We start from the raw sequence: 22642 nt of genomic DNA on the forward strand, positions 1-22642 counted from the left end.
CGCAGCGATGATTATGTGGTTTGAATAATTATTCTTCTCTCATCAACCAATATATAAGGCCGGCTCCAATGGAGCTGGCTCTTTTTATTAACTTAATAGCTAACGAGCTCGCTACCCACTGTCAACTGACAACTGTCAACTGATAACTGTCAACTGATAACTGTCAACTCTAACTTCCCACTGCCACCTGATTTTGCTACCGTTTATCATAAATCGATTTTGTTTAAGCGCTTGTTGAATAATTTTACGACCAGATCAATGCTATTATTCCACTAACCATGAACAGGCGCTTATTGTTTGTTTGCTCGCTACTATGCTGTAGTTATTACAGTATAGCGCAGAGCGGCAATACCAACTCAACTAAGATTTCCGGCAAGGCAGTAGATGCTGCTACCAATAAGCCGGTAGAATTTGCATCCGTTGTACTGCTTCATAAACCCGATTCCAGCGTAGCATATGGCATGTATACCGCCGCCAACGGCAACTTCAATTTTGATGCGGTGAAGCCCGGCAATTATGTGCTGCGCATTACTTTCATGGGCTATGATAAAATGGAAAAAGACCTGAGTGTAACTGCAGGTAAGCCATCCCTGGCAGTAGGCGCGCTGCGTATGCACGCGGGAGGTAAAGTATTGTCTACCGTTGAGGTAAAAGCAGAGAAACCTTCCTTCTCCATGCAGATAGACCGGCAAGTGTTTGACGCGGGCAGCCTGGTGACAGCAGACGGAGGCACGGGAACGGATATACTGAAAAACATCCCGAGCGTGGAAGTGGATATCGACGATAATATATCACTGCGCGGTAAAAGCGTCACCATTTATGTAGACGGCAAGCCCTCTCCTTTTGGCGATGCTAAAACAGCGTTGCAGATGATCCCCGCAGAAACCATCGACCGCGTGGAAGTGATCAACAATCCTTCCGCCAAGTTTGAAGCACAGGGCGGCGGCGGCATCATCAACATCGTACTGAAAAAAGACAAAGCCATCGGTTATAATGTAATGCTGAACGGCGGCGTAGCTACCCGCGGACAAGTGAACGGCGGCGCCAACGCCAGTCTACGTATGCGCAGGTTCAATTTCTTCGCCAACTACTACGGACGTTATGGCACACAGGCAGGCAGCGGTTTCAGTAACCGCCAGAACCTGGTACCGGATAGTTCTAATACCTCCTACTTCACCCAGGTGAACCAGAGCCACAACAGCGACGGTTCTCATGGCGGAAGACTCGGACTGGATTATTATCTCGATGATCATAATACCATCACCCTCTCCGAAGGCATTAATTTTAACAACGGCAATAATGAGAATCATATCCTGCTGAACTACCTGGATGCGGACAGGCACTCGCTCCGCTCCGGCAATCGTAATAACAGCAGTAATTATTTCAACCCGAATAATAATACCAACCTTAACTTCCGTCACACTACCAATAAACAGAATGAAGAACTGACGGCTTACATCAGCTATAGCAACAACAAGGGCAATAATAACAGCCAGTACTATACGCTGTATGAAAAGCCAGGCAGCAGCGCAGCAAATCCTGACCAGCAGCAGAATACAGGGCGCAGCCAGAACCAATTCTGGAACGTGCAGACAGATTACACCACACCGCTGGGAGAAAAGGGAAAGTTTGAAGCGGGCTTTAAAGGCACCTCGCAAAAGAATGAGAACGATTATATTGCGATGCTCTATAACTGGGACACAAAACAGTATGAGCAAAGCCAGCAGCTTTCCAATACTTACGAGTATAAGCAGGACGTTTACGCGGGTTATGCCAACCTGGCCGGCGCTTTGGGCAACCTGGGCTACCAGGTGGGTGTAAGGGTGGAACAAGCCCGGCTGAAAGGGTATTCTTTCAGCCGCGACACTTCTGTGGACAACAAATTCTTCAATGTTTTCCCCAGCGTGTTCCTGAAGTATAACCTGCCCAATAACCAAAACCAGAGCTTAATATTTAACTATGCCACAAGGGTAGACCGGCCCAATTTTGACGAGCTGCTGCCCTACACCAATAACTCAGACCCGCAGAACCTGCGCATGGGCAACCCGGACCTGCAGCCCTCTATTACCCATAAGTTCGAGATGAACTATTCGCGGTACTTCCCGGATTCCAGGGACTTCCTGAACACGGGCGTGTACTATTCGCAGGCCAACGACGATATAGACCGTATCAGCACCCTGGATACCACTACCGGCGTTACCACTACCAAGCCTATGAACCTGGCTACTGACCAGGATTGGGGCGGTAATTTCACCTACCAGCTGCATATCTTCCGCTGGTGGGATGTGACCAGCAACCTGAACGTGGAATACAGCCGGCTGACCGGTCCGGACAATGTGCCCAGCCTTTCCAATGAGTACCTGACCTATGGACTGAATGTGAACAGCAACCTGCGATTACCAGCCCGGTTCAATGTACAGCTGCAGGGTCATTACCAGTCGCCCAGGGTACTGCCCCAGGGTACTTTCAAAGCCATGAACGGCATGGACCTGGGCATCCGTAAAGAAATGCTGAAGAACAACGCCCTGGCCATCTCCCTGAATATTTCAGATATCCTGAACACACAGCAGTTCAGCCAGCATTACGAAACGGAGGCCTTTATACAGGATTATGACCGGAAACGCACTACGCGGTTCATCCGGCTGAACCTCCGTTACCGCTTTGGCAAAATGGATCCCAATATGTTCAAGAAGAAAAAGCATACGGAACTTCCGGAGGAAGAGGGAGCGCCGATAAGGGAGGGGGATAGGCAGCAGCAGCTGTAGGAGAGCCCTTAGCTATTAGCTGCTGGCAGCTAGCGGCTAGCAGCTAGCGGCTAACAGCTAACAGCTAATAGCTTTATGACCTCTTCCCCGCCAGCATCGGCACAAAGGAGAAGTTATCAAAGGTTTCCTGTTCATACTCATCTTCCCCCTTTTTAGTGATACGCAGCATGCGCTGTACCTCCTGGGCGCCGACGGGGATGACCATCATCCCGCCTATTTTCATTTGTTTTAGCAATTTTTCGGGGATCTGGGGGCGGCCGCCGTTACCAGCACCTTATCGAAGGGGGCAAAGGTGGGCAGGCCCTCGTAACCATCGCCGTAAAAGAAACGGATGGTAGGGTAACGGGATTTAAAAGGGAACTGCTTTACCAGGTCAAACAGCTTTTTCTGCCGTTCTATGGTGAACACATTGGCTTTAAGCTCTCCCAGCACGCAAGCCTGGTAAGCACTGCCGGTGCCTATTTCCAGGATCTTTTCGAAAGGCTTTACCTCGAGCAATTGGGTCTGATAGGCTACCGTATAGGGCTGGGAAATGGTCTGATCCTCCCCTATCGGGAAAGCCCTGTCTTCATAAGCAATGCTCTCAAAAGCTGTATCCAGGAAATAATGCCTGGGAATGTTGTTGATGGCCGCTAATACATTTTCGTCTGTTATACCTTTCTGCCGGATGCTATCTACCAATTGTTTGCGTAATCCTTTTTGCTTATAGGAATCTTCGTACCGCCTCATAGCCGCAAAATTAACCAATACCCCCAATTTTCAATGATATGTGGAATACTTGTTTTTACTAACATTAGGAAGAGGGGACCACAGGAAATACGTTTTTTACTCTTTATATTTGACCACAAATAATTTAGGACCATGGATACTATTATTGAAAACAAAGTAAAGCAGTGGCTGAATGGCGGGTTTGATGCGGAGACAGTGGCAGCCGTAGAGAAACTGAAGCAGGGCAATCCCGATGAGCTGGCCGACGCCTTTTACCGTAACCTGGAATTCGGTACCGGTGGTCTGCGCGGTATTATGGGGGTAGGAACCAACCGTATGAACAAATACACCGTAGGGATGGCCACCCAGGGCTTTGCCAACTACCTGAAACAGGCTTTTTCCGGAGAAATAAAGATCGCCATCGCCCATGACAGCCGTAACAACAGCCGGTTCTTTGCTGAAGTAGCGGCCAATGTAATGGCCGCCAATGGTATTAAAGTGTTCCTTTTTGAGAGCCTCCGCCCCACCCCGGAGCTGTCTTTCACCATCCGCCACCTGAAATGCCAGGGTGGGATCGTACTGACCGCCTCCCACAACCCGAAAGAATACAATGGATATAAGGCTTACTGGGACGACGGCGGACAGCTGGTGCCCCCGCACGATAAAAATGTGATCAGGGAAGTAGAAAAAATTTCTTCTATCGACGACGTGAAATGGAGCGGCGGCGAGGCGAATATCACCCTCATCGGCAAAGAAGTGGACGAAGCCTACCTGCAGGTGCTGAAAGGAATGTCTATCAACCCGGACGTGATCGCGGCCCAGCACGATATGAAGATTGTTTACACCCCCATCCACGGTACCGGCATTACCCTGGTACCCGAGATCTTAAAACGCTTTGGCTTTACCAATGTGCATGTAGTGGAAGAACAGGCTACGCCTGACGGTAACTTCCCTACCGTGGTATATCCCAACCCCGAAGAGTCGGAAGCCATGAGCATTGGCCTTAAAAAGGCTAAAGAGCTGGATGCCGCCCTTCTGCTGGGTACCGATCCTGACGCGGATCGTGTAGGCATTGCGGTGAAAGACATCAAAGGAGAGTGGACCCTGCTGAATGGTAACCAGACCGCTGTGCTGCTGTTCAATTATATTATAGAAGGCCGCAAACAAAAAGGCCTCGCGGGCCCTACGGACTTTGTAGGCAAAACCATCGTCACCTCTGACCTGATCGATGTATTTGCCGCCAGAAACGGGATGAACTGCTATAACGTGCTGACCGGCTTTAAATGGATCGCAGATATGATCCGCCAGAAAGAAGGAAAGGAAAAGTTCATCTGCGGCGGTGAAGAATCTTACGGTTATATGATCGGTGATAATGTGCGCGACAAAGACGCCGTTGCCTCCGTAGCCATGATCTCTGAAATGGCCGCTTATGCCCGTAACGAAGGCCGTTCATTATACGAGCAGCTGATCGATATCTATGTGAAGTACGGTTTCTATAAGGAGCAGCTCATCTCCATCACCAAGAAGGGTATGAAGGGCGCCGAGGAGATCGCAGAGATGATGCGCGGTTACCGCGAAGCACCTCCCACTACTATCAACGGTTCCAAAGTGGTGAAGCTGTATGATTACGAGCTGCAGCAGGCCAAAGACCTGGCTACAGGCAAGATCGACCCGATCGAGCTGCCCCGCTCCAATGTATTGCAGTTTATCCTGGAAGATGGCAGCAAGATCTCTGCCCGTCCATCCGGTACAGAGCCGAAGATCAAATTCTATTTCAGCGTACAGCTACCGCTGGCGGACAAGAAAGATTTTGATAAGGTGAATGGGCAGTTGGATGAGAAGATACAGGGGATTATAAAAGATATGAAATTGAAATAAGTTTGAGGTTTGAGGTTTGAGGTCTGAGGTTCGTTAAAAGTCAGAGGTTCAGGAAAAGTTGCCTTAATGAATGGCACTAGCCCTGAACCTCAAACATCAAACTTCAAACCTCAAACTAAATACGCGGAGCGTATTTCTTCTCCTTCTACATCTACCATCACCATCTCCTGGAGCGTGGTAGCAAGGGAATAGCCAACAAAATCGACTGATAAGGGGAAGGATTTATGTTTGCGGTCTACCAGGACCGCGGTTTGTATCTTTTTAGGAAGGTACTGCAGGAAGGGCTTCAGGGCGTAGAGCATGGTTCTGCCGGAGTTAGCCACATCGTCTATCAATACCACTACTTTACCGGTAATATCAATTGTTTCGGAGAGACTGATCTCCAGGGGATGCTGTTTATCCAGCCGCAGCTCTATAATACGGATCTTAAAGGGCGCGATCTCCTGCAGGATGGCGGCTATTTTGTGGGTGAGGATCAGGCCTCTGTCCCATATGCCTACCAATATCAGCTCTGTTTCTCCGCTGTTATGCTCATAGATCTCATAAGCAATACGCTTCAGCTTCTTTTGTATGATATCTTCTGTGAGGATCACATTCTTGGTACCCATATGATGGCTTTAGAGGCTGTAAAGTAGTAAATTTTGGAGTCCGAAAATTTACTTACATTGCTGGTACCAAATCTGATATATGCATTTTGTACAGCAGCTTTTATTTGTCATTGCATTTGTAGCAGCCGTATACTTATTTGTCCGCAAAGCGAAGGAGATCAGGCGTAATATACTCCTGGGGCGGGATATCAGCCCCTATGGCACGCCAGCCGAACGCTGGCGGAATGTGTTATTGCTTGCTTTCGGTCAACAGAAAATGTTCCGTAAGCCCCTGGTAGCTGTACTGCATTTTTTCGTATATGCGGGCTTCGTAATCATCAACTTAGAGATCCTTGAGATCATCCTCGACGGCGTATTGGGCACACATCGCCTGTTCACTCCTTTCCTGGGCGCTTTGTATCCTGTGCTGATAGGCTGTTTTGAGGTGCTGGCCGTATTGGTGCTGGCCGGCTGCGCTATCTTCCTTATTCGCCGTAATATCCTGAAGCTAAGGCGTTTTATGAGCCATGACCTGGATGGCTGGCCCCGTTCAGACGCCAATTATATACTGATCACGGAGATTGTGCTGATGCTGTTGTTCCTTACCATGAACTCGGCAGACCAGGTATTGCAATCACGGGGAGCCGAGCATTATATTGCTACCGGTCATTTCTGGATCTCCGGTATGCTGGCGCCTATGCTGGACGGGCTTTCCAACAGCCGCCTGGCAGCCCTGGAAAGAACCTGCTGGTGGCTGCATATATTAGGGGTACTGGCTTTCCTGAACTACCTGCCTTATTCCAAGCACCTGCATATTGTACTGGCCTTCCCGAACACTTATTATACAGATGTACGGCCTAAGGGCAAGATGGAGAACATGCCTGCCGTTCAGAAAGAAGTACAGCTGATGCTGCAGCCCGAACTGGCTGCCAGCGAGCCGCCTTCAGATACAGTGCCCAAGTTCGGCGCTAAAGATGTGCCGGACCTTACCTGGAAGAACCTGCTGGATGCTTACAGCTGTACGGAGTGCGGGCGCTGTACAGCTGCCTGCCCGGCGAATATCACCGGTAAAAAACTCTCTCCCCGCAAGATCATGATGGATACCCGCGACCGGGCAGAAGAGATAGGCCGTAACATTAATAAGAATGGTAGTTTCCAGGATGACGGTAAAGCGCTGCTACGCGATTATATCTCTGAAGAAGAGCTGCGGGCCTGCACGTCGTGCAATGCCTGTGTGCAGGAGTGCCCGGTAGGCATCAATCCGCTGCATATCATCCTGCAAATGCGCAGGCAGCTGGTGATGGAAGAATCCAGCGCACCGGCTGAATGGAACATGATGTTCAGCAATATCGAGAATAATATGGCGCCCTGGAAATTCTCTCCTGACGACCGGGATAAATGGGCCTTTGAAAACTGAAACCCGTAATTACTGCAAATAAAGATTATGACTATTAAAACCATGGCAGAATACGCCGCCGGAGGCGAATCACCGGAGGTCCTCTTTTGGGTTGGATGTGCGGGTAGCTTCGATCAGCGGGCACAAAAGATCACTAAAGCATTTGCCACTATACTGGAAAAAGCAGGGATCCGCTTTGCCATACTTGGAAAGGAAGAAAGCTGCACCGGAGATCCTGCGCGCAGGGCCGGTAATGAGTTTATTTTCCAGATGATGGCGCAGAATAATATACAGGTGCTGAACGGCTATGGCGTGAAAAAGATCGTCACTGCATGTCCGCACTGCTTTAATATTATCCGCAACGAATACCCGGAGCTGGGCGGTAATTACGAGGTAATACACCATACCACTTTCCTGCAGCAGCTGATAGATGAAGGGAAGATAAGACTGCTGGAAGGCGGCAGCTTTAAGGGAAAGAAGATCACCTATCATGATTCCTGCTACCTGGGCAGGGCCAATAATATATATGAGGCTCCCCGCAAGGTGCTGGAGGCACTGGACGCCGAACTGGTGGAAATGAAACGCTGCCGTAGCAAAGGATTGTGCTGTGGTGCAGGCGGCGCACAGATGTTCAAGGAAGAGGAAAAGGGCACTACCCGCGTTAACTTTGAACGCGGCCGTGAGGCAGTGGCCACCGGCGCATCGGTGATTGCGGCCAATTGCCCTTTCTGCATGACCATGCTGACAGACGGCGTAAAGGAGCAAGGCAAGGAAGAAAGCGTGCAGGTGCTGGATATTGCGGAGATCATTGCCAGGCAGCTGGGCGATTAATGTGAATGTTGTAATTTTGTGGTATGATGATACAAGAACTAAAACAATTATTACCTGCTGACTTTTCACCTACGTCACGGGTATGGATATACCAGTCTAACCGCCCGTTCAATGAGCGGGAAGCCCTTGAGATCAATGAACAACTGCACCAGTTTGCCAGCCAGTGGCTGTCGCACGGCGACCGTGTACAAGGCTGGGCTAAGCTGCTGTTCAACCAGGTGATTGTTGTGATGGCAGACGAGAGCGCTACCGGCGTAAGCGGTTGCAGCACAGATAGTTCTGTTCGTATTATTAAAAGCCTGGAAAGGCAGTATGAGGTGAATCTTTTTGACCGCCTGCTGCTGGGCTTTATGGTGAACGACAAGATCGAGCTGCTACCCCTGGCCCAGGTAGGGTATGCCTTTGAAAAAGGCTTCATCAATGAAGATACCCTGTACCTGAACAACACCGTGCTTACCAAAGAGGAGATGGAACGGCAGTGGCTGATCCCGGTGAAGGATAGCTGGGTGATGAAGAAGTTGCAGACGGCTTAGTTTGGTTGAATGAAATTATTTATATTGCATTCCGGTTTATTTCCCTGGAAATAAGCCGGTTACAAGCGGAAATAGCTCATTCGGTAGAGCGACGGCTTCCCAAGCCGTAGGTGGCGGGTTCGAGCCCCGTTTTCCGCTCAATAAATGAAAAAGCCGGTTAAAAAGCTTTCGCTTTCTAACCGGCTTAATTTTTAACATCCGCCTTTAGATACCCGTGTCTGCAGGTGTAGCGCCGGGAGCCAGTTTGAATATTTCATTTTCAAACATAGCTTTCGGTCCATTTGCATAAGGTGTTCTGGCTTTCCAGAAATTAAGCAGCCGGATGCAATAGTCAATCGCATTTCTGGCGCCTAACAGGCTGTTGAACGTTTCCAGTTTGCTGGTATTGAAAAGGCTGGCATCATAAATATCATACTTGTCGTGCTCATCATGATCCTGTCCTTTATAAGTATGGAATGTTTCAATGTCGCCGAAGTCGCCGTACTTACCAGGCTGGAATTCATCGGTAGTGCCGGGTTTCAGATCACCAGGGTTCTTCAGCTTGCGTTTAACATGCCCCCTTGCAAATGAATCCTGGATAATGTGCATCACAGAGCCTATCGCCCTCCTGGAGTTATTCAGGAATATGCATTTAGAGCCGCGGTTCAGCAAGGTATTGATGGTGGCAGTATCGTTCGGATCGGTAGCAGCGTTGAAGAAGGTGCTGAAAGAATAGGTAGTGCTGCCGAATTTAGAGGTAACAGGCACAGATTTCAGTGTATCTGTATCCAGGATGCCCTCTCCTATTGACAGCTTGTACATACTTTCTACCCACAGCAGTACCTTGGCCTGTGTATTTTTCGGATCCTCACCTACGGTAGACGCCATTGCATGCAGGAACTGCAGGTCCCAGAAATGCGACCTGCCGATAATGTTCTTCAGGTCATTGGATTTGGCGCTTCCACCAGCGTCAAATTTATTTGCAAAGAGAATGCCGCTGGAAAAGTCCCAGTTATCATACTTGTTATCATCGAACAGCAACAGGGCCGGGTCGTCATTCCATATCACTCCCCGGAGGAATTCATTCACCGCTTTATCGCTACCTACTTTTGTGCCGCCGGGCGTACCAACGGATGAATTGATCAATGCGGCCATTGTAATGTTCTCATGCACCGGGTAGTGTACGTTCCATGAACCCTGGATCTGGTAGCCTTCGCCATCTTCCTCATACTTGTCTTTGAAGTGTACTATCTGCACGAAGAGCTTGTCTGATGTATTATCTGTTACCGCCTGTTCAAATGCTGCAATGAAATTCAGGAACTCTTCTGTCTTCTCTGTTCCTGTTGCAGGATCGATAAAGGTAAAGTAGGTACCGGAGCCATTCGGGTTGCCGGAGCCTTCAATTTTTGTGAGGATACGGGCATGTGCAGAGAATTTTCCTTCTGCCAGGCTGGAGTCGGTAGTGATCCACAGCGGACCATAATCCTTCACCCAGTCGATGTACTGTTGAAGCGGATAGCTTGCGGGTGGCTCACCTATCATCGCCAGTTTGCCAATAAAGGTTTCCTTTTCGCTTGATTTGAGCCCCTGTTTGCTGAGAAACTTCTGCAGGTATTCGTCGCCAGCCATTTCCAGTACGGTGGTTACAGACAGCGTTTGCTTCATCTTCCAGCTCACCATCATGGTAGCGGCGGTAGCCCAGCAGGCAAGATTATTCTCCTGCTTCATCTTAGGTATTGCACCGTGTACTTCAGCCAGCACAGCGCTTTTGCCTCCGCTGCTGATCTCAACGGATTCCACGTTGCCTTCAGCGTCCGTTTTCTGGGCCTTCACATCTTTACCCTGGTCGGCTGCTTTCACAGCGGCATCGGTAAGTGTAGGTTTCTGGGCCGCTTTATCTTTTTCCAGCTCGGCTTTCTTGGTAGCGCCACCATCGATCTGCTGCTGCAGGTGCTCTTTCACCAGCTTACCATATTCCTCATTGCTGATAGCGCCCGAATCTTTTGCGTTCTTGAGCGTATCCATGATCTTGGAGGAGTTGTCGGTATTATGCGACTGCATGGCCATGCTCTTTGCCATTTCGGCAAATGCTTTTGCATTTTCCTGGTTGGAGAGGTAGGTCTTGATGGCATTCTGCTGGTTGGCGTCCAGTCCGGTAATATCCTTGAACACATCACCCTTGCCTAACAGCGCTGACAATCCTGCCAATCCGGCCCCGGGCTCAGGTGTAGCCGGTGCATTCTGGATGTTCACGATCGGGGTAGCGAAGTCTTTGAAAGCAGCTTTCCAGTCGGTTACCGTTGGCGTTGGAGGTGTAATTGCATTGATCGGCGACGGCTCGTCTGTTCCGAACTTGGTCCAGTCCTGTGAAGAGTTCTCTTTTACTTTTTCGCAGGCATCGCAGGCGCCTTGTACGGCTTCCATGAATACGCCGCGGGTAGGCACGCTGATGCGGTAGGGCGGCACTGGCGTGAGAGGCTGGTAATGGTCCAGCAGGGTTACTTCCTGTTCTACCCCTTCACCTGTTTCTTCGGTGATGAAAGACTGGCTCACCTTGTAACCTGGCGCTACGGGCAATACCAGGGAGTTGCCCACAATGCTGATCAGCTGGTTCTTCACTACAGAGGCCAGGCTTCTGAAGCCCACCGGTACGCCAAAACCGTTAAATATCTGGATATTAAAACCATCCAGCAGCATAAAACGGCGGTCTGCATCGAGGTTATACCACAGCGCTTTGTTGTAGTGCTCCAGGTTGCTGTTCAGGTGATCGATCAACTTCTGGGCCAGGTAACGGTCCTCTTTACGCGGGTCTTTTTTCTCGTCGGCGTTCTCAGGTATATACAGGGTAGTATCGTCGAGAATATCGTCGCCGATGTTGCCACTGTAAAGCAGACCGTTATAATGCGGAGTAGAATAAGAAATCCGCACATTCTCCACTGTAAGCGTTACGAGGTTCTTCAGCGATTTTACCACAGGGCTGTTGCAGAACATCAGCAGGGTGTCGTCAAATCCTGCCCTGCTCTTGCTGGTAGTGCCGTTGAAGTTAATGCGCATTACGCGCTCACCGCCCTTGTAACGGGAGGCGCTGGTCATGTCTGTGGCAATGTGCTGCAGTTTGATGGCTTCAACGATACGGTCAAAGACAACGGGAGCAATATCATTATAGTAGATATCATCCCATTCGGAGATGAGGCGCCCTTTAAAATAATAATCCAGCATATCCAATGTGTCGTTATAGCCAAGTATGGATGCATAGGCGTCCCACAGCTTCTTATCGATCACGCTGTTCTGGAAGAATTCGATGGGGGCGATATTAATGTTACCCCAGGGCAGCTTTAAAGTAAAGTTCTCGAAGCTGTTCACCCTTATACAACGGGCAGGCGGCACATATTCATAGTTTGCGTCCAGTTGCATGAAGCCGTCAAATACCTTTTCCCTGGCCATGATCTCCTCTGTTTCGGTACGGGTGCCATCAGAGCCGAGCAGCAGTGATAAACCGCCGGTCACTACCCCGAGCACGGCGCTTTTTGCTACGCTGCGGGCGTCCATTACTTCTTTGGTCACCGTTTTGGTGATAATGGGCAATGACTTGATACGGTCGTATTTGGTTTTGGGCCTTTGGAGGTTGGTGCGGATATTGATCTGCCCTTTTATGTACTGGATCTGTTCCTGGTCGTATGAGCCTGTTGGATAATCCACATTGGCGTAGTTGGTCCTGATCCTTTCGATTGCGTCAAACCCTTTCAGCAGGGGGTGCTGCGGGCGGCCCGTCAGATAGCTGAAGGGTCTCAGGTAAGTGCTGGAAGGCATGGGCAGCAGGTGCTTAGCCAGTACGTCTGACCATTTCTGGATATTCTCCATGGTGAAATTGGTCATCAGCAGGGGCACGAACACGCATTCCTCTACTGCTGTCAGCTCCTGGTAGATGGCGAAGTGGCGCAGCACCTCAAAGTACATCATAGTAAGAGCATGGCAGTGGTTATGGTTGGCCACTACATCTGCTGTAGCCCCGTAGGATTGTCCTTCTGTTACAGACGTTACTACCGAAGCATTGAGCTGGCGATAGCTTTCCGCGTTCTGCATGATGGACTGGCGAAGTCTTTCCCCGAAGAACTGGGAAACGTTACGGGAGCTGTTCTGCGAAGCGGAAGAGTTAGCGTTTGAATAGCCGCCGGCTACGCCCAGGGAAGCGCCTATGCCTCCATAACTTACGCCAACGCCTAAACCTGCGCTTACCCCGCTGGTAGAGGCTGAGCTGCTGCCGCGCAGGGCTTCGCTGATACTGCCTCCCAGCTCGTCGGTGATAGCCCGTTCATTGATCAGGTTAGCGGCCAGGCTTTCTCCCTGTGCGATAGACTGCGTTTCTGCTCCTACCAGTGAATGGTTGGCATCGATCACCACAATCTGCTTTTTTTGTCCGGGCGCCAGGGCGAGTGAATACAGCAGGTCGCCCATAGAATAGCCGTCTGCCTTGAACTCTGATTTATAATGGAGAATATGCCCGGTGCCGACAGTTACAGACTGATAGAATGAAAGGTGCTCGTTTGCATCGGGTGCATCCTGCCAGCGGATGGGATTATCCAGGTCTACGGCCGCACGTTTTATTTTCTTGTTATCTCCTGTCAGCTCATAAGTTCCGTTAGGCAGCTTTTTCAGGGTGTAGTTGGCTACGTCCGGGTCGGAAGTACGTACGATGGCCTGGTAGTTATATTCCCGTAAGGTACGGTTGGGAGTGGAAAGGTTCACACAGGAGCCGCCGATATCCTGCGAATATTGATCGGAGTTGATCAGGTCTTCATGTCCGGGCAGGCGGCCGGACTTTTTTACGGAGTGGCATTCACAATCCTCTTCTTCATGCTCATGCGCTTCACATTCGGGGTCTTTCAGCAACAGGTACAGGAAGTCCGAAGCAATGGATTGGTTATCCTGCGAGTTGGGATCCACGCTGATATCAACCGGGCTGTTTGGCGTCAATGACACTAATGCCTGTGCAGCAACGTACACGCCATAAGGGTATGCCATCGAAAAATTACCTGCGCTGTCTGCATCTGCAGCAGCCACGATCTGCCAGGGCTGGTCTGCCGCTTTTTTAGCCTGTATCAGCACGGTAGCGCCGTTCAGCTTACATTTTTTGGAGAGCTCTACCAGCTGTCCTCTTAAGCGTTTGTTCTCATCTTTTGTGCCGCTCTTGTCTCCTACCGTAATTACGTTGGGACGTTGCAGTGGCAGGGATATTGCGAGCTTTGCCAATGCCGGGTCATCGGGTTGGTACTCCTTTGACCATACCAGGGCTTTGTCAAAGTTCTTCACCTTCACGGAGATCTTGCCGGCTACACTGCTCAGCAGCAGCGGGCTATCCTCATTAAAAGCAAATTTGATCTTGTCGTCCTGGAAATCGCTCTTGTGCGCCATCCAGTCAAAATGCTGTATCTGCATGACAGAAGCGTTATCGCCAATGTAGGTAGCATATTCTGCAGACAGGTCGAACAGCAGCAGGTCTGTAAATCCTATCTCAGTGCCATCTGTGCTTACTACGGTGAACTCACCTGCAATATCTACTGTTTTCAGCTCGGGCATATCCAGCGGGAAATCTATCAGCTGATTGAAATTGCTGATGATATATTCCATCACGTTGCTTACCTCCGCAACGCCGTAGCCCGTCAACAGCTCAGCGATCTTTGCTTTCAGGGCATCGTCGATATCCGTGCGCAGCGCCGGCGATTTTCCGTTCAGATCTACCAGCATATTGATCACATACAACAGGTAGAAACCTTTCGGGTCTTGCGCCACTGCGCCAAACCTGTCCAGGAAAGCCAGGTAGCTTTGCCTGTTGATGAGATAGAGGTTTTTGCTGATATACAGTTCATCGTTCCCATCTGCGGCTCTTGCGTAAGACAAGCGTGCTGCTCTTAAAGGCGGCTGCAGATCTTTCAGGAAATAGATGCCTTCCACGGAAGCTGCGCTGGCAGCGCTACCGGCGCCTTCAAACTGTACCTTCAGGCTTACTGAGAGGTCGCTGAGTGTGACGTTCGTAGCAGCAGATGCATTGAAGTGGAACTGGAAGAACTGGCTTAGCAGTGCATATTGCTGGCTGAAGATGCTTCCCTCAGGCAGTGGGGTAAAATAGTCCTTGCTGCTCATCTGCTGAGAGAAGGTGATGGATCCATTCGCGCCCGTTTCCCGGGTGATATCCTGTATACCGCCGCTGGTAGGCGCTTGTGTGGTCTTAAAGGTAAACACAGGATAGCCGATACGGATAGGGACATTGCTGAATGGTAACTTCGAGGGGTCCGCTCCATAGCGGAAGGTCTTTTGGAGTGTTAACATTGATCGTGTTTTGTTTTTGGTGATTAAGTATGGGGTCTGATCTTTTAGTCAGTATTTTTTTTGGGGTTCAGTTCGCTACAATATTTTTTGTGGAGGCGAAATTAATGCTTGGGAAATACAACGCAAACTTTTACCCTGGCATTTAACAAAATGACGTATAAATACTGAAAAACCCCTTTACGTAAAACTACTGGTCTGAATGGGGTTGTATTTTTACCCGCTTGCTGACATTCTGTCATTTTTCCATTTATTTTCTTACTTTTGCTCTTCTAAATTTTGAGTCAAGGAATGTTGGACCAGGTTACCAAAGTGCATGATGAGCGCCGTCAGGGCGAGGCATTCGCTGCTGAGCAAGGCAATGATCAGGTATACAATAAGAAATTCTATATAGAGAGCTATGGTTGCCAGATGAACTTCAACGATAGTGAGATCGTGGCATCCATACTGAACCAGGAAGGTTTTGGCGCTACCCGTAATTACGAGGAGGCTGACCTGGTATTGCTGAATACCTGCTCCATCCGCGAAAAGGCGGAACAGACCGTACGCAAACGGCTGCAGGAGTTCCGCAAGATCAAGCAGAGCAACCCGGGTATGCTGGTAGGTGTGCTGGGCTGTATGGCCGAACGCCTGAAAGCCAAGCTGCTGGAAGAAGAAAAGCTGGTAGACCTGGTAGTGGGCCCTGACGCCTACCGTACCCTGCCCGCCCTGATAGAAGAGGCCGAAACCGGCCAGAAAGCTGTGAACGTGTTGTTGAGCCGTGAAGAGACCTATGCCGATATTAACCCGGTGAGGCTGGACAGCAACGGGGTGACAGCCTTTGTATCCATCATGCGCGGCTGTAACAATATGTGCACCTTCTGCGTGGTGCCCTTTACCCGCGGCAGGGAGCGCAGCCGTGATCCTTATTCCATTGTACAGGAAGCAGCCGCCCTCTTTAACAACGGCTACCGGGAAGTGACCCTGCTGGGCCAGAATGTGGACTCGTACTACTGGGTAGGCCCCTCTCCCAACGATGGTAAAGACGAGATCATCACCTTTGCCGGGCTGCTGGAAAGGGTGGCGCTCATCGATCCCCTGTTACGCGTACGTTTCAGCACTTCTCATCCAAAGGATATTACCGATGACGTATTGTTCACGATGGCGAAGTATGAGAACATCTGCAATTACATCCACCTGCCTGTACAAAGCGGCAGCACCAGGATATTGCAGCTCATGAACCGTACCTATACACGGGAATGGTATATGAAAAAAGTGGACCGTATACGCGAGATATTACCCGACTGCGGCCTTTCTACTGATATTATTACCGGTTTCTGCACAGAAACGGAAGAGGATCACCAGGACACACTGAGCATCATGGAGTATGCAAAGTACGACCTGGCCTATATGTTCTTTTATTCAGAACGCCCCGGCACGCTGGCAGCCCGCCGCTACCAGGATGATGTACCGGAAGAGGTGAAAAAGAGGAGACTGTCTGAAGTAGTGGAACTGCATCGCCGCCAGGCCCTCGAAAGCATGCAGAAAGACCTTGGCAAAACCTTCAAGGTACTGGTAGAAGGAACATCCAAACGTTCAGAAAATGACCTTTTTGGAAGGAACGATCAGAACAAGGTGATCGTTTTCCCGAAAGAACAATATCAGAAGGGAGAGTACGTCTATGTAAAAGTGGAAGATTGTACGGCCGCTACTTTAATAGGTAAGGCAGTTTTAAACCATTAAGCTGGAGGTTAGGTTATGGAGATACAATCCATTAAGAACAGATTTGGCATTATCGGAAATTCACCTGCATTAAACTATGCCCTGCAGGTAGCCGCTCAGGTGGCAAATACAGACCTGACGGTGATGATCTTCGGAGAAAGTGGTGTTGGTAAGGAGGTATTTTCCACGATCATCCATGCATTAAGCGCGCGTAAACATAATCCGTTCATTGCGGTGAACTGCGGCGCTATCCCCGAAGGAACCATCGATTCAGAGCTGTTCGGACACGAAAAAGGCTCATTTACCGGCGCGGTAGACAGCCGTAAAGGTTATTTTGAGACTGTTAACGGAGGCACCATTTTCCTGGACGAGATCGGGGAAATGCCCATGGGCACACAGGCCCGCCTGTTGCGTGTACTGGAAACCGGCGAATTTATCCGGGTAGGTTCTTCCAAGGTACAGAAAACTGATGTACGAGTTATAGGCGCCACCAACCGCGACCTGCTGGAGCACACCCAGCACGGTAAGTTCCGCGAAGACCTGTACTACCGTCTCAATACGGTGCCCATCCGGGTGCCCGCCCTGCGCGACAGGAAGGAGGACATTCCCCTGCTGTTCCGCAAATTCTGCATAGACTTCTCAGAACGTTATAAAACCCCTTCTATCCAGCTGGATGATGAAGCACGCAACATGCTTGTCAACTATACCTGGCCGGGCAACGTACGTGAGCTGAAGAATATGGCGGAACAGGTATCGGTACTGGCGCAGGACAAGCTGGTATCGGCACAGGAACTGAAACGTTTCCTGCCGGATATTCCGCATGCATCGCGGCTGCCCATGCTGGCGGCGCCGCAGCAGAACACCGGCGATTTCGCCAGTGAAAGGGATATCCTGTATAAGCTCTTCTTCGATATGAAGAAGGATGTAACGGAGCTGAAGAAGATGTTCTTCGACATCCTGCAGAACCCGAACATCGCGCATAACGCACATTTTGAGGAGAATGACCATCATGAGGTGCTGCACGGCTTTACCCATGCGCAAACGGAGCCTGCCATACATGGCAATGTGCTGACATCGCCGCAGCATATCATCCTGCCGGAGCATAATATAGACCATCACGAGGAAGTGGAGGAAACCCTTTCCATTGCCGACAAGGAAAAAGAGCTGATCGTTAAAGCCCTTAAAAAGCACAAAGGAAAAAGAAAGGATGCCGCTTTGGACCTCGGCATTTCAGAAAGGACCCTTTACCGTAAACTGAAGGAATATAACATCGGGGATTGATGTTACATTTGCAGCGGGGGATCCGATTATTCACCATTCACCACATGCCAATGATCAGATTATTGACAGGAACAATCGCCGCAGCAGTGCTTTTTGCATTGGGCGGATGCACTATAAAATACTCCGCTTCCGGGGCCAGTATCGACCAGGGAGCCAAAACCGTGAACATCCGCTTTGTGGAGAACAGGGCGCCCATTGTTAACCCGACCCTGGCACAACGGGTAACAGAAAAGCTGCGCCAGAAAATCCAATCGCAAACCAAGCTGGCCCAGGTGAACGATGAAGGCGCAGATTACGAGTTCAGATCAACCGTTACCGGCTATACCGTTTCCAATGCGGCTGTAACCAATGTGGACCAGGCCGCCACCTCCCGTTTGACAGTTACCATCAACGTGGTATTCGTGAAACGGGTAGGCGACAAAAAAGGCTGGACCCAGCCATTCTCCCAATCTGCTGACTTCCCCGCCAACCAGGTGATCAGCCAGGTGGAGAACCGGCTGCTGGATGAGACCATCCTCCCCCAGCTGACGGACGCTATTTTCAACCGGGCATTTGCAAACTGGTAACAACCACATATATCTTTTTTTCATACTTTAGCAGCTATGACCGCACAGAGGATCATTCAGCAGATTTTTCAGCAACCGGAACTTGACCGGGTGTCTATCGTTACATTGGAGGGCGTGGTGGATGAGTTTCCGTATTTTACGGCGGCGCGCCTGTTGCTGGCACAGAAAAATTATGAACAGTATCCCAACCTGCATTCACCGGCTGTTAAAAAAGCACAGCTATACAGCAATAATCCGCATTACTTCTTCCAGTTTTTAACAGGAGAGCTGGCAAAAAACAGCCCTGCTACTGACACTAATAATTATACACCTTCTCCGGCTTTTACACATTCTCCCCTGGCCGCTGCGCCGGTAATACCGCCCGCCCCGGTTGAAAAACAACCGCTTGCGCCTGACTGGGACACCATCACCCGCAGGGAATCTGAGGGAGAACTGGATTTCATGATCAGGGAACGGGAAGAGATCAGGGCCGCCATCAAACGCATGGAAGCCCGGGAAAAGGAGGAGGAACAGGCACGGCAGGCTGCGCCGGAAGCGGTTCATACTGAGCATATTATTCAGCAGGAGCCGGAGATGCAGCAAGAACCGCAGATCCAGCAGGAACCTGATAATAGTGTGCAATGGACAGTTGAGCCTGAGGAGGCAGAGGAACCTGCTGCGCAGGCAGAGTCTTTCGAGGAGGAAGCCCTGGAGGAGCCTATCACCTATGCCGCTCCTGCTGCAACAGCCACCACGGAGGCGGAAGACAGCTGGGAATCTACAGCGGACCAACAAGAGGATGAGCCTATTGCTCCCAGCGCAGCCATTTCAGCGCCTGAGCAGGTTCATGAGGAGCGGGAGACAGCGCCGGCGGCCCCGGAAGAAGAGCAGGTAAACCATGCGCCAGCCGCAGAACTACCTGTTAATCAACCCGCTGTTACGGCTGCGGAAGAACCGATCAAGATCTATCCCCTGGAAATACCCGAAGAGGAAACCACCCTGAGCTTCCAACCTTTGTATACGGACGATTATTTTGCGTATAAACGGCTGCAGGAGCCTGACAACGCAGAGGAGCTAAATGCGAAAGGTATGGCAGACATGAGAAGTTTTACCGATTGGCTGCGGGAAATGAAGCAGAGCTTTGCGAAGAAGGCCGATAAGGACTGGTATCACCAGCAGCTGCACCGCATCTATGTGGACGATGATCCGGAGGTGTCTGAGGCCGTGGAAAAAATGGCCATGGAATCCATCACCCTGAATGATGATATTGTATCTGAGACCCTGGCCGAGATCTGGGCCCGGCAACGCCAGTACCAGACCGCCATCCAGATATATCAAAAATTAAGTTTGCTTAATCCCAACAAAAGCGCTTATTTTGCGCAAAAGATTCAGGAGCTGCAACTAGCGCAGTCTGAAGCTAATAAAAGTTAACAGGAAATACGATAATATCTATGTTATTAATCTTTGGTATACTGATCATTCTGGCCTGTGTGCTGCTTGGTTTCTTCGTGCTGATCCAGAACCCTAAAGGCGGCGGTTTAAGCGGCTCTTTCGGCGGCTTTGGCAATCAGGTGATAGGCGTTCGCCAAACTACTGATGTACTGGAAAAAGGCACCTGGGTGCTCGCTGCCATCATTGCAGTGCTTTGCCTGACCTCGTCCTTTTTTGTAGATAAGAACAGTGTGGCCCGCCAGGACAGGACCATTATGGAACAGAACGCAGGCAAACCCGTACAGCAGCAGTCTGCACCCGCTACGCTGCCTGCACCTGCACCGCAACCACAACAGCAACCGGCGCCAAATAAATAACGCGCTTCTCAAAATTAATTTAACAGCCTCGCCGTTAAAAGCGAGGTTTTTTTATGTAATTAATTATACCTTATACCTAAAGCACAATTACCCTTTGTGTTGTAACCTGGATTATGGCAAATAAAAAAAACAGCTCTACTAAACGGACGAACAGGGCCACATGGATACGGCGCTCACTCGTGATCCTCTGCGCACTGCTGGCAGGCGTAGCGGTGTATATCGCGTATCGTGTATTTGGCCCTAATACCAAGGCTTTTGGCGACAAGAAATACTTTTATGTGCGCAGCGGCAGCTCCTACAGTGACGTACTGGAGGGACTGGAAACGCAGGAGGTGATACAAAGCCGTAACAGCTTTGATTTTGTGGCCCGTAAACTGGGCTACCCTACCCGGGTGAAACCCGGCCGCTACCAGATCTACCGCGGCATGAGCAATTTTGAGATCGTGAAGCTGCTGCGCTCCGGCAGACAGGCGCCGGTGCAGCTGGTGATCACCAAATTACGCACCAAGGACGATCTTGTGAGAAAGATCTGCAATAACCTGGAGGCTGACTCTACCGCCCTGCGGATACTGATGCAGGACCAGGTATACCTGCGCCAGTTCGGGTTGGATTCCAATACCGTGATGTGCGCCATTATGCCCAACACCTACGAATATTACTGGAACACTTCCGCCGAAACTGCTTTTAAGAAGCTGGAAAAGGCCCGCGAGGAATTCTGGACGGACGAAAGGAAAGCCAAGGCGCACAACCTGGGCCTGAGCATGAACGAGGTAAGCATACTGGCGGCCATTGTAGAGGAAGAGACCAACAAGAACGACGAGAAGCCTTTGGTAGCCAGCGTATACCTGAACCGTTACCGGAAAGGTATGAAACTGCAGGCGGATCCTACCGTGAAGTTTGCCCTGCAGGATTTCGGGCTGAAAAGGATCCGCGAGAACCACACGCTGTTTGATTCACCGTATAATACTTACCGTTATGCCGGTTTACCACCCGGCCCGATCTGCACACCCTCTGTTAAAACCCTGGACGCTGTGCTGAACACCCCGGAAACGGATTATCTGTATTTTTGTGCACGGTCTGATTTTTCGGGTTATCATGCGTTTGCAGCCACTTACAAGGAACACCTGGAGAATGCTCATAAATACCAGGCTGCACTCAACAACATGGGATTATAAAAGTTTGAGGTTTGAGGTTTGGGATAAGCATGCAGCCCAGGCACAAAAAATAATTATGGTCAAAAGAATTATACGTCGTACCACCCTCTATCGTAAGCTGGTAGGCATCAGTAAAGAACTGATACTGCCCGGCTTTGAGGGGCTGCCTTTGTATGACGTACTTAAATTCTTCTTTAAAGAGACCAAAAGCAAAAGCCTGGGTGAGCGGGCAGCAGCGATCTCCTTCAACTTCCTGCTATCCATTCCTCCTTTCTTCATCTTCCTGTTCACCCTTGTGCCTTTCATTCCCGTGAAAAGCATCGAGCCTACGCTTTACCGGCTGGCGGAAGATGTGACGCCTAACTATAACACCTATATGATCGTCAGGAACATGATACACGATTTCCTGTACACCAACCGTACCGGCTTGTTGTCTATCGCGTTCCTGATGGCCTTTTTTTATTCTTCCAACGGTTTGATGGGCATTATGCGCTCATTCAATAAGCTGCAGCCGGGCTTCAGAAGGCGTAAGTGGTGGCAAACCAGGCTGCTGGCCCTGCAGATGACCGCCATACTGGTACTGCTGCTGCTGATCACTGTTGTGCTGATCATTGCCCAGGGCACTATCCTGCGCTATATCTTTGACCTGCTGCATGTGGAGAGCCCTTTTATCAGGAACAGTGTGAATATCGTGCGCTGGCTGCTGATCGCGATGCTGTTCTTTTCCATCCTGGCGGTGATCTATCGCTTTGCGCCGGCTACTACCAAGAGATGGAAGTTCATCACCGCAGGATCTACTTTCGCTACTTTGCTGATGATACTGGTTACCCTGGGCTTCTCCTACTTTGTGAATAATTTTGTGAACTATAACAAGATCTACGGCTCTATCGGTACTATCCTGATTTTGATGCTGTTCATCTATTTTAACTCTTTTATCCTGCTGGTGGGCTTTGAGCTGAATGCGAGCATACGTACGCTGAAGGAGATAGCTGCATCAAGAAAGGAAGATCAACCCATTGAAGTACAGGGGCTGTCGTAAATTTCAAATTCCAAATTGCAGATTCCAAATTCCAAAAAGCAAATGTCTTCTGGAAGATCATTTGGGATTTCCCCGACATTACATTACCTTTATTTTAAATATTTTATCCATAT

At 49.9% G+C, this 22642-nt stretch carries 14 protein-coding genes, 1 tRNA gene and 1 pseudogene; 13 read left to right on the forward strand and 3 right to left on the reverse strand.

Annotation, left to right across the window (positions count from 1 at the left end; all coding sequences use genetic code 11):
* Positions 1-278: 278 nt before the first annotated feature.
* Positions 279-2765 carry a TonB-dependent receptor gene (locus ACR9Y8_RS07130; RefSeq protein ID WP_481212553.1) on the forward strand — a complete coding sequence of 829 codons (2487 nt, stop codon included), beginning with the start codon at positions 279-281 and terminating at the stop codon, positions 2763-2765.
* 73 nt (positions 2766-2838) lie between these two features.
* Here ACR9Y8_RS07130 and ACR9Y8_RS07135 read toward each other — a convergent pair.
* A pseudogene (locus ACR9Y8_RS07135) lies at positions 2839-3494 on the reverse strand (protein-L-isoaspartate(D-aspartate) O-methyltransferase).
* 132 nt (positions 3495-3626) lie between these two features.
* Between ACR9Y8_RS07135 and ACR9Y8_RS07140 the strand changes: the two are divergent.
* Positions 3627-5351 carry a phospho-sugar mutase gene (locus ACR9Y8_RS07140; protein ID WP_481212554.1) on the forward strand — a complete coding sequence of 575 codons (1725 nt, stop codon included), beginning with the start codon at positions 3627-3629 and terminating at the stop codon, positions 5349-5351.
* A gap of 110 nt (positions 5352-5461) precedes the next feature.
* Here the strand turns inward: ACR9Y8_RS07140 and ACR9Y8_RS07145 are convergent, their stop codons facing one another.
* Complete coding sequence (locus tag ACR9Y8_RS07145) at positions 5462-5959, reverse strand: phosphoribosyltransferase family protein (RefSeq protein ID WP_481212555.1); 498 nt, start codon at positions 5957-5959, stop codon at positions 5462-5464.
* A gap of 79 nt (positions 5960-6038) precedes the next feature.
* Between ACR9Y8_RS07145 and ACR9Y8_RS07150 the strand changes: the two genes are divergently transcribed.
* The 4 genes from ACR9Y8_RS07150 (at position 6039) to ACR9Y8_RS07165 (ending at position 8836) form a co-directional block, all read left to right on the forward strand.
* A complete protein-coding gene (locus tag ACR9Y8_RS07150; RefSeq protein ID WP_481212556.1) occupies positions 6039-7355 on the forward strand; it encodes a 4Fe-4S dicluster domain-containing protein in 1317 nt (438 codons plus the stop codon).
* Between the two features lie 27 nt (positions 7356-7382).
* Positions 7383-8165 (forward strand): (Fe-S)-binding protein, encoded by a 783-nt coding sequence (locus ACR9Y8_RS07155; protein ID WP_481212557.1) that lies wholly within the window; start codon positions 7383-7385, stop codon positions 8163-8165.
* A gap of 23 nt (positions 8166-8188) precedes the next feature.
* Positions 8189-8698, forward strand: coding sequence for a hypothetical protein (locus ACR9Y8_RS07160; protein ID WP_481212558.1), 510 nt, complete (start codon positions 8189-8191; stop codon positions 8696-8698).
* Positions 8699-8763: 65 nt separating this feature from the next.
* A tRNA-Gly gene (locus ACR9Y8_RS07165) sits at positions 8764-8836 on the forward strand.
* A gap of 66 nt (positions 8837-8902) precedes the next feature.
* Here ACR9Y8_RS07165 and ACR9Y8_RS07170 read toward each other — a convergent pair.
* Positions 8903-15004 carry a papain-like cysteine protease family protein gene (locus tag ACR9Y8_RS07170; RefSeq protein WP_481212559.1) on the reverse strand — a complete coding sequence of 2034 codons (6102 nt, stop codon included), beginning with the start codon at positions 15002-15004 and terminating at the stop codon, positions 8903-8905.
* Between the two features lie 288 nt (positions 15005-15292).
* On the opposite strand from ACR9Y8_RS07170, the gene miaB reads away from it, so the two are divergent.
* The 7 genes from miaB (at position 15293) to ACR9Y8_RS07205 (ending at position 22529) form a co-directional block, all read left to right on the forward strand.
* Positions 15293-16723: a tRNA (N6-isopentenyl adenosine(37)-C2)-methylthiotransferase MiaB gene (miaB, locus tag ACR9Y8_RS07175; RefSeq protein ID WP_481212560.1), complete on the forward strand. Its 1431-nt coding sequence runs from the start codon at positions 15293-15295 to the stop codon at positions 16721-16723.
* 15 nt (positions 16724-16738) lie between these two features.
* The gene (locus tag ACR9Y8_RS07180) at positions 16739-17983 is read left to right on the forward strand and encodes a sigma-54 interaction domain-containing protein (RefSeq protein ID WP_481212561.1); all 1245 of its coding nucleotides are present in this window, start codon (positions 16739-16741) and stop codon (positions 17981-17983) included.
* A 50-nt stretch (positions 17984-18033) separates the two neighbouring features.
* Complete coding sequence (lptE, locus tag ACR9Y8_RS07185; protein ID WP_481212562.1) at positions 18034-18549, forward strand: LPS assembly lipoprotein LptE; 516 nt, start codon at positions 18034-18036, stop codon at positions 18547-18549.
* 36 nt (positions 18550-18585) lie between these two features.
* Positions 18586-19959 carry a hypothetical protein gene (locus tag ACR9Y8_RS07190; protein ID WP_481212563.1) on the forward strand — a complete coding sequence of 458 codons (1374 nt, stop codon included), beginning with the start codon at positions 18586-18588 and terminating at the stop codon, positions 19957-19959.
* Between the two features lie 20 nt (positions 19960-19979).
* Positions 19980-20336, forward strand: coding sequence for a preprotein translocase subunit SecG (secG, locus tag ACR9Y8_RS07195; protein ID WP_481212564.1), 357 nt, complete (start codon positions 19980-19982; stop codon positions 20334-20336).
* Positions 20337-20449: 113 nt separating this feature from the next.
* Complete coding sequence (mltG, locus tag ACR9Y8_RS07200; protein WP_481212565.1) at positions 20450-21511, forward strand: endolytic transglycosylase MltG; 1062 nt, start codon at positions 20450-20452, stop codon at positions 21509-21511.
* 55 nt (positions 21512-21566) lie between these two features.
* On the forward strand, positions 21567-22529 hold the full coding sequence (locus ACR9Y8_RS07205) for a YihY/virulence factor BrkB family protein (RefSeq protein ID WP_481212566.1): 963 nt from the start codon (positions 21567-21569) through the stop codon (positions 22527-22529).
* The last annotated feature ends 113 nt before the right edge of the window (positions 22530-22642 follow it).

The organism is Chitinophaga sp. SVR4-12A (genome assembly GCF_056754765.1).

Bases quoted from the DNA above. Each gene is read 5' to 3' on its own strand.
- ACR9Y8_RS07140 (WP_481212554.1), top strand. From the start codon at position 3,627: ATGGATACTATTATTGAAAACAAAGTAAAGCAGTGGCTGAATGGCGGG.
- mltG (WP_481212565.1), top strand. From the start codon at position 20,450: ATGGCAAATAAAAAAAACAGCTCTACTAAACGGACGAACAGGGCCACA.
- lptE (WP_481212562.1), top strand. From the start codon at position 18,034: ATGATCAGATTATTGACAGGAACAATCGCCGCAGCAGTGCTTTTTGCA.
- ACR9Y8_RS07160 (WP_481212558.1), top strand. From the start codon at position 8,189: ATGATGATACAAGAACTAAAACAATTATTACCTGCTGACTTTTCACCT.
- ACR9Y8_RS07180 (WP_481212561.1), top strand. From the start codon at position 16,739: ATGGAGATACAATCCATTAAGAACAGATTTGGCATTATCGGAAATTCA.
- ACR9Y8_RS07150 (WP_481212556.1), top strand. From the start codon at position 6,039: ATGCATTTTGTACAGCAGCTTTTATTTGTCATTGCATTTGTAGCAGCC.
- ACR9Y8_RS07190 (WP_481212563.1), top strand. From the start codon at position 18,586: ATGACCGCACAGAGGATCATTCAGCAGATTTTTCAGCAACCGGAACTT.
- ACR9Y8_RS07155 (WP_481212557.1), top strand. From the start codon at position 7,383: ATGACTATTAAAACCATGGCAGAATACGCCGCCGGAGGCGAATCACCG.
- ACR9Y8_RS07130 (WP_481212553.1), top strand. From the start codon at position 279: ATGAACAGGCGCTTATTGTTTGTTTGCTCGCTACTATGCTGTAGTTAT.
- secG (WP_481212564.1), top strand. From the start codon at position 19,980: ATGTTATTAATCTTTGGTATACTGATCATTCTGGCCTGTGTGCTGCTT.
- ACR9Y8_RS07145 (WP_481212555.1), bottom strand. From the start codon at position 5,959: ATGGGTACCAAGAATGTGATCCTCACAGAAGATATCATACAAAAGAAG.
- ACR9Y8_RS07170 (WP_481212559.1), bottom strand. From the start codon at position 15,004: ATGTTAACACTCCAAAAGACCTTCCGCTATGGAGCGGACCCCTCGAAG.
- ACR9Y8_RS07205 (WP_481212566.1), top strand. From the start codon at position 21,567: ATGGTCAAAAGAATTATACGTCGTACCACCCTCTATCGTAAGCTGGTA.
- miaB (WP_481212560.1), top strand. From the start codon at position 15,293: ATGTTGGACCAGGTTACCAAAGTGCATGATGAGCGCCGTCAGGGCGAG.